Genomic DNA, 12,573 nt, shown 5'->3' with positions numbered 1-12,573 from the left:
GAGATTTATTTTTACTCTAGTCGATTACAGGTGAATTATTGAGAGGAAGTTCTGGACCAGATTCATCGATGACATCGACATCTTGAGCGGTAGGCTCAAACTTGATGAGTAGTCCAATTACAATCAAAGGAATAAACGCAAAGATAGAAATAATCAGGTAAACATCGGTTTTATAACCCACCATCCAGATCGGTAAAACAAACAAAGCAATTGCTTGAGCAACACCCGTTACTGCACGGTTAAAGCCAACACCAACGCCACGAATCGAAGCTGGATAAGCCATAGTTGGATAAACCATCATTTGTGCCCCTGGCCCAAAGCCTTCGGCAAAAAGCCACAAACCGAGCATGCCAATTGCGGTGTAGAGTAAAAAGCTATTACCCGGTTCACCAATGAATGCCAAGGCAATGAGGGCTATAAATTGGAGTAAAAAGCCTGTAAGCAACACATGACGAGATTTAAATCTGCTAGCAACAAATACGCCTAACAGTCCGCCCGTAAATGCAAACAGTAAATTGAGTCCGAGTGTGGTAGTAATGGTCGTTAAGACATCGGTATGAAAAAAACGCGTTAAAATAGAAGGTAAAAAGAAGGCAATGGTCGTGTACTGAAATGCCACCGAAATGTGAATCACAATGGCCACAATAGTTCTTGGCAAATAGGTTTTATTAAATAGAACTGCAAAACCCTCGCGCTTTTTCTTTTCAGCAGTTCTTTTTACTTTTTCAACTGTAGCGACTGCATGAATTGCATAGGATTCTTGTAGAACTTGAGCGGCTCCTTTTAAATCGCCTTGGTTTGCAAGCCAGATTGGTGACTCAGTTAAATATTTACCGCGAATAAAAATAATGAGTAAGGCTGGCACTGCTCCGAAAATTAAAGATGCTCGCCATAACCAGTTGCTATGCTCTGGTGGTAAAAGAAAATAAAGCGCCAAAACTAGGCCAAAACACACCGAGGAAGCGGCATACCACATTGGGCACCATGCGGCTAGACGCGCTGCCTTATTGCTACTACCATTAAATTTGGAAAACTCAGATAAGTATGACATTGCAACGGGTAAATCAATACCAACACTAATTCCCATAATAAATCGGGCTAAAATCAAAACCCATACATTCGGTGCAAAACCAGCAACAATTGCCGCAATGACAAAGAGCACCATGTCCGCCATGAAGACTCGATAACGGCCGATTTTATCTGTCAGCCAACCACCAATCAGGTTACCTACAATGGTTCCGCAGACAATTGCTGAAGCCACCACACCAGTCATCACAGGGCTTAAAGAAAACTCTGAGATGACTTGCTCAATACCGAAAGAGAGCGTTGTTAGATCATAGGCATCAATAAATACTCCAATCAGTGCCAACCAAATAACTTTATTCGATTTACCCTTCCCTGCAAATTTGGAAATTAATTGTGAAACATCATCGGGAGATTTAATTTCATAATGGTGGTTATGATCGAGTTCTTGTGTGCTCACTTAATAATTCCTGTATTTTAATCACAGAAACAAAATAATGATTATTCACACCATACAAAAACAAATTAATCTGATGTTTTAATCTAAATTATAGAATTATCTTTTTATTATTAACTCAGCAATAAAATCGATATAAAAAGACAAAATAAAAGCTGGCATTTAACCAGCTATTTATTTAAAGACTTTCCAAAATATTTAACTCGCCTCAGCAAGTTTTAATTCTTTTAGATTACGATATTTTGCACCGCGGTGATTTTCAGGTAAATATGGCCCAGCACCAAATAATTTTTCTCTTAATGTTCCTTGTGTATATGAAGTTTGATATATCCCTCGTTTTTGCAACTCTGGAACAATAAACTCAACCACATCAGCAAAGGTTTGATGCGCCAAAATGTAGGCTAAGTTAAAGCCATCGACATCGGTATCTTCAACCCATTGCTGTAGAGCATCCGAAACGGTTTCTGCCGAACCTACAAGAACAGGTCCATTACCACCTAAACTGTTCCAGTTTGCAATTTCTTCAATGGTCCAGACTCGTTCTGGGTCCGCATTCACATAAGAATCTAATAAAGATTGAATGGCATTGGTTTGAATATATTCAACTTTATCGGTCGGTTGGTATTGTGAAAAATCAACACCCGACCAGCCAGATAGCAATGTTAAAGCGCCATCGTAGCTTCCATAGCCTTGATATTCTTTAAACTTAGCCTGAGCTTTTGCATCAGTTTCATCAGTGACAATCGACAAAAGCGCATAAATTTTAACTGAGTACGGGTCGCGGCCTTCTTGAGCCAGTTTTTGGCGAATGCCCTGTACCACTTTTTTAGTGGCAATTTTAGACGGCGCTGCAATGAATACGCACTCGGCATTTTGACTCGCAAACTTCTGGCCACGTGAAGATGCCCCCGCTTGATAAAGTACAGGTGTTCGTTGTGGTGATGGTTCACAAATGTGGATGCCGGGTACAGTAAAGTATTTACCTTCGTGCTGAATTGGATGCACTTTTTTATGGTCAGCAAAGATACCGTTTTCACGGTCACGAAGTACCGAACCCTCTTCCCAAGAACCTTCCCAAAGTTTGTACAGGACTTCTAAATATTCATCGGCAATATCATAACGATTGTCATGATTAACCTGAGTTTTTAGGCCTAAGTTTTTCGAACCACTTTCCAAATAAGACGTCACGATATTCCATCCAACTCGCCCTTTGGTTAAATGGTCTAGCGTGCTAATACGTCTAGCAAAAGGATAAGGATGTTCAAAAGAAATCGAAGTCGTGACACCAAAACCCAAGTGCTTTGTGACTGCTGCCATCGCTGGCACAATCTGTAGCGGATCATTGACTGGAACTTGTACTGCACCTGTTAAAGCATGTTCAGCACTTTGATGATAAACGTCATAAATACCAAGCACATCTGCGATAAAAATACCGTCAAAAAAACCACGCTCAAGAATTTGTGCTAAATCTATCCAATATTCTAAATCTTTATATTCAATAGATCGGTCTTGAGGATGTCGCCATAATCCAGGAGATTGGTGGGCAATACAATTCATTTCAAAAGCATTAAAACTAATTTTCTTAGTCATAAAGTATCAACCAGCATTTTATTTAATTTTTATACTAAAGCAATTTTTATGTTCTCTTTATAATATAAACCCCAAACAAAATATGATTTTATTCTAATAGATTTTCATAATTTAATTTAAACAAACAAAATAATATTAAGCCACCAAAATAGCAGCTTAATATCTAAAACTATAATTTATTGTTTAGCAACATTCCCAATTCGCCATTGATACGGAGGTAATGTGCCGTTTACACTAAAATCACCGACAATTCGATTTTTAAATACTCTCGGGTTATGTGAAGATAAAGTTCGTACATTACGCCAGTATCGATCTAGGCCTAAATCTTTGTCTGTTGCAGAAGCACCTAAAGCGTCAAATAAAATCGTAGAAGCATTTAAAATTAGATCGGTAATGACCGTTTGAGACTGCGCACTTTCAAGTTCGGCAAGCGCATTTTGCTCCTCTTCAAGCTGCTCATTATTTTGAAATGCAGCTAAGTAAGCACGTTGTAAGCTTTGTGCAACTTTTTCAATAATCGCCCCTGCACTGTAAGCCGCACCACGGATTTGTCCTACGACTTGTAAAATTTGCGGATCTTGTTTTACAAATTGAGCATTCGCATGCGTGTAGTTTCGGGTACGTTTAGCAACAGCTTGAGAAACATCATAGGTTGCAGCACGCCCTAGGCCTGTAATAATTGCCAATTGAACCAGTTGATAGTAAGCCGCTGAATATTTAAAACGATCATCATCAGGTAAAATTTCAGTTTCGTCGACCAATACGTCATGGAAATATGCTGTACCACTTGCAGTGAGTTGCTGACCAAAGCCATTCCAGTCATCAACAATTTCGACACCTTCATCTTCACGGCGAACAACGACCGAGCCAGATTCCCCCTTTAAATCTGTTACACCAACGTCAACCCAATCAGCATATAAACTTCCTGTGGAGTAATATTTTTTACCTTTAACACGAATTTTTCCTTCACTGTCTCGATACAAATGAGTTTCGAACTGATCAATTGACTCTTTCCCGCCTTCAGACCATGCACTACCGACTGTTTCCCCATTAGCAATTCGGCTAAGCCAACGCTGTTGAAAAGCTTTGTCTTTACTTACCAAGACATCTTCAGTGAAACCAAAGTGCACACGTAAAGCTTGCGGTAAGTTTGAATCGGCCTCTGCAAGTTCAATGAGCAATGCAAATAGTTCAGGAATGGTTGCATCAAAGCCACCATGAGCTTTGGGAAGTCTTAACCGTGTAAAACCAATATCTTTGAGCCACTGAAGTTGTTCATAAGGCAAAATATGCTGTTGCTCACGGATTAAAGCCCCTTCTTTAATACGGGCAAAAGTTGGTCTGAAATTTTTTGCCAATTCATCATAACGTTCTGAAGGCCCTTCACCCCATACCCGCGAAATGATTGAAGCCTGACTCAGTGCAGCGTGAGTTAATGAACCGAGATGATGCTCAAAATTTAAATTTGTCATGTAAGTAAAACCAATATTGCTTTGCTTTTACCATAAAATATTTATTTCACATGAAAACGATTATTTTTTTATAACTGTATTCATTCTTTATATAAGAACCCAAACACAAAGATAAAAACCTCCCATCTCAAAGTCTAAGATGCCTCTTTTTGCCGAATGCTCTGCTGGCTTTGCAATAAGGTTTGTATATATTCTGAATAGACAGATAATTTTTCAAAAATATGCTCTGAATAGAACATGTCATCAATTAAATGCGTCATTTGACCAGCGGTAAAGGTATCGCATAAACCAACCAGCGCTGCATTCATTTGAGCAAATTTCGCACATAATTTGACATAAGTTTCATCTTTATTTTTGAATAATAATTTCCGCATTTCTAAGCTATTGAGGTTTTTTAAGTCATCATCTTTTGTGGTTTTAACCCAATAAATTTTGACCTTTAAAAATTGCTCCAGTGCTTTTAAATGCTCGACATCTATGTCTAAACTCGTAATTAAAAACACTGTAGAGAGATCACTTCGGCATAGTGCCTTGATTAGGCTTAAATAGATAAATTCAACTTCATTAAGCTCTGTAAGTTCCAAATCTATATAAATTTTTAAGCTGTCTAAAACATCATCTACTTTGAATAGTGCTTTTTTCTCAGCTTGGTAATATTTATTAAGAATAGAAAGCACAGGCGTTGTCGCAGGCGTTGTATAAATAGCAGCCTTGTTTAAGTTGGCAAAAATAAATGGTGAAAATAGATAAGCCACACTACTTTGCTGTGCCTCAATATGAGATTGAATTAAATATACTGTTTCAGATTTAGAAAAGTCTCTGAGTACTTTCGCTCTTAATAAGGTAGCTTCAAAATTAACATAGGTCTGCTCTAACTGAGCCAATATAGATACAGGAATAGGCTGATTTTTAATAATTTTATGCAGGACATTGAGTTGAGAAGTAATAAACATTTTTTAACATCCAAGCTATTTTAGAAGAGCTACACTTAAATCAGGTCTTTAATAACCTACGTAACAACCAGACCTCACGCAAAACAACAAAGGAATAAAAAAGAAGAAACTATTCTGCGCTTATTACCCAAAATCGCATTCGCTGTATGCTGGAGAGTGATTTTGGCCATTCGTAAATCTTGTTCATTTATTTTGGACTTTTGAAGAATGGATACATAGCTACAGATATTTGAAAAAAAACTATAGCACACCCCATGAGTGCTTCAGACTGTTATAGTTTTATAAAAAATTTCTGTATCTACATATACAAAAATAGTAAGTGCATGATTAAGGAAACTTCTTAAGGTAGGTAGTTTTCATGAGACGATCTATTGCATATCGCCAGATATTTCATCAATGTTTCAATGCAACATGCATTTTTACAAATGCAACATCAAGCATAAACTTTGCTAACAGATTGAAAACAATCAATCGCCTTATTCTATTGAAATATCAAGCAATTATATTGCTTAACCCTGTTGGCATTTTACTTGCTAAGAACATTTATCACAGAAGTAAGTTTAATCGCCAAAATACTTTGTTGCCTGAAAATAAGTATTTAACTCATTCAATCATCATCAGCTAGTTCACAGGGGGAAAGTTTATGAGCCTCGGTCTAACCGCTCTAGAATTAGCGCGAATACAATTTGCTTTTACAGTATCCTTCCATATTATTTTTCCGGCCACTTCCATCGGTCTTGCCTGCTTTTTGGCAGTGTTAGAGTGGAAATGGTTAAGAACCCAAAACGCGATTTATAAAGATCTATTTAAATACTGGATTAAGATCTTTGCCGTTGCCTTTGGTATGGGTGTGGTCTCGGGCGTGGTCATGAGTTACCAGTTCGGTACGAACTGGAGTGAATTTTCACGCGTTGCCGGAAGTATTACTGGTCCTTTACTTACCTATGAAGTCTTGAGTGCCTTCTTCTTAGAAGCAGGTTTCTTAGGCATTATGCTGTTTGGTTGGGGACGTGTTGGTCCTCGAGCCCATTTCTTTGCAACACTTATGGTTGCCATCGGAACATGTATTTCCATGTTCTGGATTTTATCTTCGAATAGTTGGATGCAGACCCCTCAAGGCTTTGCCATCGAAAATGGCATTATTGTGCCAAAAGACTGGTTTGCAATTGTCTTTAACCCATCCTTCCCTTACCGCTTTGCCCACATGGGTGCAGCAGCTTTCTTAGTTTCATCATTATTGGTGGTCGGAACATCTGCATGGCATTTAGTAAAAGGCCGTCGCGATGAATTGGTGAAAAAATCGTTCTCGATGGGTCTCTGGATGGTGCTTGTGACTTCATGTTTACAAGTGGTAATTGGCGATAACCATGGGTTAAACACCCGTGAACATCAACCTGCCAAACTTGCAGCAATGGAAGGACATTGGGAAACCAATCACAATGAACCAATGCCATTATTGCTATTTGCAATTCCCGATATGAAAGAAGAACGTAACCACTTCGAAGTAGGTGTTCCTTATTTGGGTAGCTTAATTTTAACGCATAGCTTAGATGGCCAAGTGACAGGTTTAAAAGATTTCGCACCAGAAGATCGTCCAAATTCAACCATCGTTTTCTGGAGCTTCCGTGTGATGGTGGGTCTTGGTGTACTCATGGTCACTTTGTCTTTAATTGCGCTTTGGTTACGTAAGCGTGGAAAACTCTATGAAACATCATGGTTTCATAAATTTGCTGTAGTGATGGGGCCTGCGGGTTATGTGGCAATGCTGGCTGGCTGGATTACTACCGAAGTAGGCCGTCAACCGTGGGTTGTATACGGCATTATGCGCACTAAAGACGGGCTTTCACATACGGTTTCCGCAGATCAGGTGGGTCTGAGTCTCTTTATTTTTGTGGTGGTCTATACCATCGTTTTTGGTAGCGGTATTTACTACACCTTAAAACTGATTAATAAAGGCCCTGTATTTATCGATACTCCAACTATTGAATCTGGTGGTGTTGGACACTTTAAAACACCAATGCGTCCACTCAGTGCTGTCGATGAAAACATTGACGATAATCAAAAATCTGGGGAGAAACATCATGATTGATCTTTCTTTAATATGGGTCGGTATTATTGGTTTAGGTGTTTTAATTTATGTGGTCATGGATGGTTTTGACTTAGGAATCGGGATTATGTTCCCGTTCATTAAGAACAGCCAAGAACGTGACGTCATGATGAATACCGTCGCTCCTGTCTGGGATGGTAACGAAACTTGGATGGTTCTCGGTGGTGCTGGTCTGTATGCAGCCTTCCCGCTGGTTTATTCAACAGTTTTATCAGCACTCTACCTGCCTATCATTTTCATGGTCATTGCCTTGATTTTCCGTGGAGTTGCTTTTGAATTCCGTTTTAAAGCTCATCGAACCAAGCACCTTTGGGACTTGGCTTTTATTTGGGGTTCAGTTTTAACCAGCTTCCTTCAAGGGATTATTTTGGGTGCTTATATTCAAGGAATCAAAACCGAAAATGGTATTTTTGCTGGTGGGTCTTTTGATTGGCTTTCCCCGTTTACGATCTTTACAGGTATTGGCGTAGTTGCCATGTATGCCACTTTAGGCTGTGGATGGCTGATTTTAAAAACCGAAAAAGGTTTGCAGCAACGTATGTATGAGCTTATGCCAAAGCTGATTATTGCACTGCTCATTATTTTTGGTGGCGTGAGTTTATATACGCCGTTGACGCATCCTGAAATTGCAGATCGCTGGTTCTCGTTACCAAACCTGTTCTATTTTAGTCCTGTACCAATTTTGGTCTTGTTATTTGTTGGCCTGATTTTATCGGCATGTAAAAAGCAGGATCATGACCTCAAACCATTTGCATATACATTGGCGCTCGTTTTCCTTGCATTTACTGGTTTTGTGATTAGTTTATGGCCATATATTATTCCGCCATCAGTCACCATTTGGCAGGCTGCAGCACCGCATTCAAGCCAGATGTTTGCTTTGGTCGGCGCACTTATTTTAATCCCGATCATTATTGCTTACACCATTGTGTCTTATTGGGTATTTAGAGACAAAGTCCGTGTAGGTGACGAAGGCTATCATTAAGTATAGAGGGTTTTATGAAAAAGTCATCCGTTAAACTCAATCAAACCCAATGGTTTATTCTGCTATGGATCGGTGGTTTTTTAGCCTTAGCTGTGATTGCGGGATTGTTTAAAGTTATCTTGATTTATGCAGCCCCTTACTTAAAGTAAATCTATTGTTCTAAATAAATGCCGTTTGTAGATTCTGCAAACGGCATTTATTATTGATTAAGTGCTTCTTTCATTTTGTTATTTCGTGCAGCTCATACATGTATAAATCAGAACAACTCGCTCATAGCATTCGCCAACTCATTGAAAGCGGCACTTTAAATGCACATGAAAAATTACCGTCATTGAGAGATCAGGTACAACGTTCTGGTTTTAGTTTAATGACCGTCATGAATGCTTATCAGGAGCTTGAATCACAAGGTCTGATCTATTCAAAAGAAAAATCTGGCTACTTCGTTGCCGAGCAAATTGCACTTAAACCTTTAGAGCAATATTCAGTTGTTTCACTAAACTCTAAAATTGAAATTAATTCATTAGTTTTTAAATATCTTAAGTCAATTCAACATGAATCTGTCGTACCTTTTGGTTCAGCTTTTCCAGACAGTCAGCTTTTAACAGCACCCAAACTTATTCAAATTATGGGACAGCTTGCACGCCAAAGACAAAGTTATGACCAGACCACAAGCCTACCTCCAGGCAATTTAGCCTTAAGAAAACTGATTGCTCAGCGCTACTGTATGCAAGGCATACAGACCGATCCAGATGACATTGTCATTACATCGGGAGGTTTAGATGCACTGAACCTTTCGCTACAAGCGGTTGCTCAACCCGGCGATTATATTTTATTACAGCAAACTGTGTTTTATGGGGCTTGGCAAGCTGCCGAGCGTTTAGGACTTAAAGTAATTACCATTCCTGAACATCCTCAACATGGTTTTGACCTAGAAGCTTTTGAACAAGTCATTCAAACATATCCAATCAAGGTATGTTGGCTCATGCTGAATGCCCATAACCCGATTGGTTTTACCGTCAGTGATGACATTAAATATAAAATTGCCAAGTTACTTCATGAACACCAAATTTATTTGATTGAAGATGATGTGTATGAAGAGCTTTTTTATGGTGGCCAAAAACCACTTTCAATGAAGTATTTTGACCAACAAAATCTGGTGCTTCACTGCTCTTCTTTTTCTAAAACATTAGGTGCAGGTTTTCGGGTTGGTTGGGTCTATGCGGGTAAATTTTCAGACCATATTCAACACTTGCAACTCATGAGCACCATTTCAGTAAATGCACTTATTCAAAATGCATTAGTCGAGTTTTTGTCTCATCATCATTATGAAAAACACTTACGCACGCTTAGGCTTTCACTTGAGCGTTATAAAAAGCAATTTTATCATTATTTAAAACAACATTTACCTAACTCTTGTGAAGTGTATTACTACCCAAGTGGTTATTTTCTATGGGTCAAACTTCCTAGTACGTTAGACAGTATGCAAGTTTATGAAGAATTGATTCAGCAAGACATTGGCGTTGCCCCAAGTCCTCTGTTTAGTGTTTTACCCTCACAGCAGCATTATTTGAGAATCAATTGCTCTTTTGAATGGAACACTAAAATTCAAGACGCATTAGATCAGGTTATCAAAACCATTCAACAAAGAGTTGAAGCAAGTTTATAAAGATATGCTTCGACCTAAGCACAATTTTATAGACTTTATTTTGTGGTAACTTTATAGCTCAAATCTATAGTTTTAAGGGAAACAGGTTCAAGGAATTAATATGGAAATTGATGAAGAACTCACCCTTAAAAAGATACAGATTTTTTTAGCTTTTATGCGCTGTGGTAATTTGTCTAAAACAGCCACAGAAATGCAGTTGAGTAATGTCAGCATTCACAAAGCACTACACTCTTTAGAAAGCGCTTTACGTTGTCCTCTTTTTAAAAATGAAGGCCGTAACCTCATTCCTTTAAAAAGTGCTTATGTCTTTGAAGAACGCGCACAAAAAATCGTACAAGACATCTTTATCACCGTAAATAAAACTAGGGAAGCTGCTGGTTTTGCGGCTAAGGTTTTACATTTAGGTTCTCTTTATTCTTTGACAGTAAACACAATTCCAAATGTGATTAGCGGTCTTAAGCTCAGACGTAGTGAGCTTGATATTCAGCTGTTGCTGAGTTCAAATCAGGATTTGGTAAAAAAGCTGAAAGCCACGGAGCTTGATGCGATTATCGTGGCTTTAAATGAAACCACTCAAGATGATGACTTTGAAATTTTGCCGATGTTTTCAGACGACATTTTTTTGGCAGTTAATAAAGATTCAAAATATGCCGATTTTAAAGATATTGATTTAAGCCTTTTAAAAGAAGAAACTTTTTTAACTTTAACTAAAGGTTTTGCAACTCATAACGACAGCGACATCATTTTTAAAAAAGCTGGTTTTTCACCTAAAGTTGCTTTACAGGTCAATGATATTTTTACCCTCATTAGTATGGTCAGCTCAGGTGTCGGTTTTGCTCTACTACCCGGCCGTATTTCTGCAGTTTATGAAAGTTCAGTAAAACTTATTCCACTAAAACAGCAATATCATATGCAGCAAGAAATTGGTCTTGTCTTTTTAAAAAGTAAAGAACGCGACCCAAACTTACTTGCTCTGATTGCTGAATGTCGTATGTTCACCACTAATTTTAAAAGATAAATATCGGCAACTTATTAAAGAATAATCAGTTGCCGTTATAAGATTTTCAAGAAATTATCCAAAAATCGCATTAACCGTTAAGAAGAAGACAGAAGGTCCAAGTAAGCACCCTAGTCCTGTATAGAAGGTCGCAACTAAAGCGCCATAAGGTACCAATCGTACATCTGTACCTGCCAATCCAGCAGCCGTACCACTGGTTGTTCCTGCCAAACCACCAAATACCATCGCTGAGCGTGGACTTTTTAGGTACATAAATTTAGCAAGCAGCGGCGTACCGACCATAAAGAAAACTGACTTGATTAACCCAATTGCAATAGAAAGTGCGATCACATCAGAGCTTGCGCCAATTGCAGTGCCAGTAATTGGACCTACAATATAAGTCATTGCGCCTGCACCGATCGTTGTCATCGAAATTGGATCTCGATAGCCCATAACCCATGCAACCATAACTCCAATTGCAAAAGGCACAACACAACCAAGCATTAATGCAATTAGACCAATTTTGCCTGCTTTCTTCACTTCTTTCACATCAACTTCAAATGCAGTTGAAGCAATTGCTAAATCACGAATCATGGCTCCGCCCAACAGCGCAAAACCTGAAAAAATAGCGATGTCAGAGACACCTTTGGTTCCTTGCGTATAAACCCCTGCAAAGTAAGCCACGACCAAGCCTAAAGTAATCGCGATTGCAGAGCTTTGTAGTTTTCCCTTCGTCAAATATTTTGAGAGTAAATGGGAAACAAACATCATTAAACCCGTTACAGCAAGAGCAGTAACTAATGCATTTTTTGATAACACAGCAATTATAGCGTCCATCATTTAAATCCTTTTTGATTGAACTTTTTTTGTAGTTTATGTTTGCTTAGGCTATTTTTTCCTTGGGTTCTATCGTCCATTCATATGTTTCGTAGTCACCACTCATTCTATTTAAATAACGGATGACTAAAACCGTGCCAATTAACGATGCAATAGAGACAATCAGCCCTAACATGCCACCCGATAAAGCTGCAACGACATTTTGACCTGCTGACATCGCAACAACGATCGGAATATACATACCTGACCAATACAAGACGCCAAATTGTGTGACTTGAGGTAAATAACCTTTTTTTGCCAATAGTTCTTTAGATAAGATCAACAGAATCATTGAAATAGCAACGCCACCGACATTCGCTTTAACACCTAATACCATGCCTAATGTGTTGCCAAGATAGTCGCCTAATAAATGGCAGATCGCTAATATTGCTGTTCCATATATAATCATTGTAAATCCCTCATATCCTTGGGTTATTACTGAATTTTTAA

11 protein-coding genes are annotated in these 12,573 nt (G+C 38.6%); 5 read left to right on the top strand and 6 right to left on the bottom strand.

Features of this window, described 5'->3' with window-relative positions:
- Nucleotides 1-16: 16 nt before the first annotated feature.
- From yaaU to MKX14_RS13275, 4 genes are all read right to left on the bottom strand, one after another.
- Nucleotides 17-1,483, bottom strand: coding sequence for an MFS transporter (gene yaaU / locus MKX14_RS13290; protein WP_240282669.1), 1,467 nt, complete (start codon nucleotides 1,481-1,483; stop codon nucleotides 17-19).
- Nucleotides 1,484-1,678: 195 nt separating this feature from the next.
- Nucleotides 1,679-3,070, bottom strand: coding sequence for an LLM class flavin-dependent oxidoreductase (locus tag MKX14_RS13285; RefSeq protein WP_240282668.1), 1,392 nt, complete (start codon nucleotides 3,068-3,070; stop codon nucleotides 1,679-1,681).
- 176 nt (nucleotides 3,071-3,246) lie between these two features.
- Nucleotides 3,247-4,542, bottom strand: coding sequence for an acyl-CoA dehydrogenase family protein (locus MKX14_RS13280; RefSeq protein ID WP_046812683.1), 1,296 nt, complete (start codon nucleotides 4,540-4,542; stop codon nucleotides 3,247-3,249).
- A 134-nt stretch (nucleotides 4,543-4,676) separates the two neighbouring features.
- A complete protein-coding gene (locus MKX14_RS13275) occupies nucleotides 4,677-5,495 on the bottom strand; it encodes a hypothetical protein (RefSeq protein ID WP_046812684.1) in 819 nt (272 codons plus the stop codon).
- Nucleotides 5,496-6,138: 643 nt separating this feature from the next.
- On the opposite strand from MKX14_RS13275, the gene cioA reads away from it, so the two are divergent.
- The 5 genes from cioA to mdcR all read left to right on the top strand — a co-directional run bounded on the left by cioA (nucleotide 6,139) and on the right by mdcR (nucleotide 11,268).
- Complete coding sequence (gene cioA, locus MKX14_RS13270; RefSeq protein ID WP_240282667.1) at nucleotides 6,139-7,584, top strand: cytochrome ubiquinol oxidase subunit I; 1,446 nt, start codon at nucleotides 6,139-6,141, stop codon at nucleotides 7,582-7,584.
- Nucleotides 7,577-8,584: a cytochrome d ubiquinol oxidase subunit II gene (cydB, locus tag MKX14_RS13265; protein ID WP_005076463.1), complete on the top strand. Its 1,008-nt coding sequence runs from the start codon at nucleotides 7,577-7,579 to the stop codon at nucleotides 8,582-8,584. The genes cioA and cydB overlap by 8 nt, the downstream gene beginning before the upstream one ends.
- Before the next feature lie 14 nt (nucleotides 8,585-8,598).
- The gene (locus tag MKX14_RS13260; protein WP_005076466.1) at nucleotides 8,599-8,733 is read left to right on the top strand and encodes a hypothetical protein; all 135 of its coding nucleotides are present in this window, start codon (nucleotides 8,599-8,601) and stop codon (nucleotides 8,731-8,733) included.
- A gap of 98 nt (nucleotides 8,734-8,831) precedes the next feature.
- Nucleotides 8,832-10,250 carry a PLP-dependent aminotransferase family protein gene (locus MKX14_RS13255; RefSeq protein ID WP_240282666.1) on the top strand — a complete coding sequence of 473 codons (1,419 nt, stop codon included), beginning with the start codon at nucleotides 8,832-8,834 and terminating at the stop codon, nucleotides 10,248-10,250.
- Nucleotides 10,251-10,350: 100 nt separating this feature from the next.
- Nucleotides 10,351-11,268: a LysR family transcriptional regulator gene (gene mdcR / locus MKX14_RS13250; RefSeq protein WP_240282665.1), complete on the top strand. Its 918-nt coding sequence runs from the start codon at nucleotides 10,351-10,353 to the stop codon at nucleotides 11,266-11,268.
- A 54-nt stretch (nucleotides 11,269-11,322) separates the two neighbouring features.
- Here mdcR and madM read toward each other — a convergent pair whose 3' ends face one another.
- Together madM and madL are read right to left on the bottom strand one after the other, a co-directional pair.
- Nucleotides 11,323-12,084, bottom strand: a complete 762-nt coding sequence (gene madM / locus MKX14_RS13245) for a malonate transporter subunit MadM (RefSeq protein WP_002114328.1) — start codon at nucleotides 12,082-12,084, stop codon at nucleotides 11,323-11,325.
- 46 nt (nucleotides 12,085-12,130) lie between these two features.
- Nucleotides 12,131-12,532, bottom strand: coding sequence for a malonate transporter subunit MadL (gene madL / locus MKX14_RS13240; protein WP_005076475.1), 402 nt, complete (start codon nucleotides 12,530-12,532; stop codon nucleotides 12,131-12,133).
- Nucleotides 12,533-12,573: the final 41 nt, after the last annotated feature.

The sequence above is a fragment of the Acinetobacter pittii genome (assembly GCF_022449185.1).
GTDB lineage: Bacteria > Pseudomonadota > Gammaproteobacteria > Pseudomonadales > Moraxellaceae > Acinetobacter > Acinetobacter pittii_I.
The sequence above is the reverse complement of the archived record's forward strand: the minus strand, read 5'-3'. Positions and strand labels throughout refer to the sequence as shown.

Bases quoted from the DNA above. Each gene is read 5' to 3' on its own strand.
- MKX14_RS13285 (WP_240282668.1), bottom strand. From the start codon at position 3,070: ATGACTAAGAAAATTAGTTTTAATGCTTTTGAAATGAATTGTATTGCC.
- MKX14_RS13280 (WP_046812683.1), bottom strand. From the start codon at position 4,542: ATGACAAATTTAAATTTTGAGCATCATCTCGGTTCATTAACTCACGCT.
- MKX14_RS13275 (WP_046812684.1), bottom strand. From the start codon at position 5,495: ATGTTTATTACTTCTCAACTCAATGTCCTGCATAAAATTATTAAAAAT.
- cioA (WP_240282667.1), top strand. From the start codon at position 6,139: ATGAGCCTCGGTCTAACCGCTCTAGAATTAGCGCGAATACAATTTGCT.
- cydB (WP_005076463.1), top strand. From the start codon at position 7,577: ATGATTGATCTTTCTTTAATATGGGTCGGTATTATTGGTTTAGGTGTT.
- MKX14_RS13260 (WP_005076466.1), top strand. From the start codon at position 8,599: ATGAAAAAGTCATCCGTTAAACTCAATCAAACCCAATGGTTTATTCTG.
- MKX14_RS13255 (WP_240282666.1), top strand. From the start codon at position 8,832: ATGTATAAATCAGAACAACTCGCTCATAGCATTCGCCAACTCATTGAA.
- mdcR (WP_240282665.1), top strand. From the start codon at position 10,351: ATGGAAATTGATGAAGAACTCACCCTTAAAAAGATACAGATTTTTTTA.
- madM (WP_002114328.1), bottom strand. From the start codon at position 12,084: ATGGACGCTATAATTGCTGTGTTATCAAAAAATGCATTAGTTACTGCT.
- madL (WP_005076475.1), bottom strand. From the start codon at position 12,532: ATGATTATATATGGAACAGCAATATTAGCGATCTGCCATTTATTAGGC.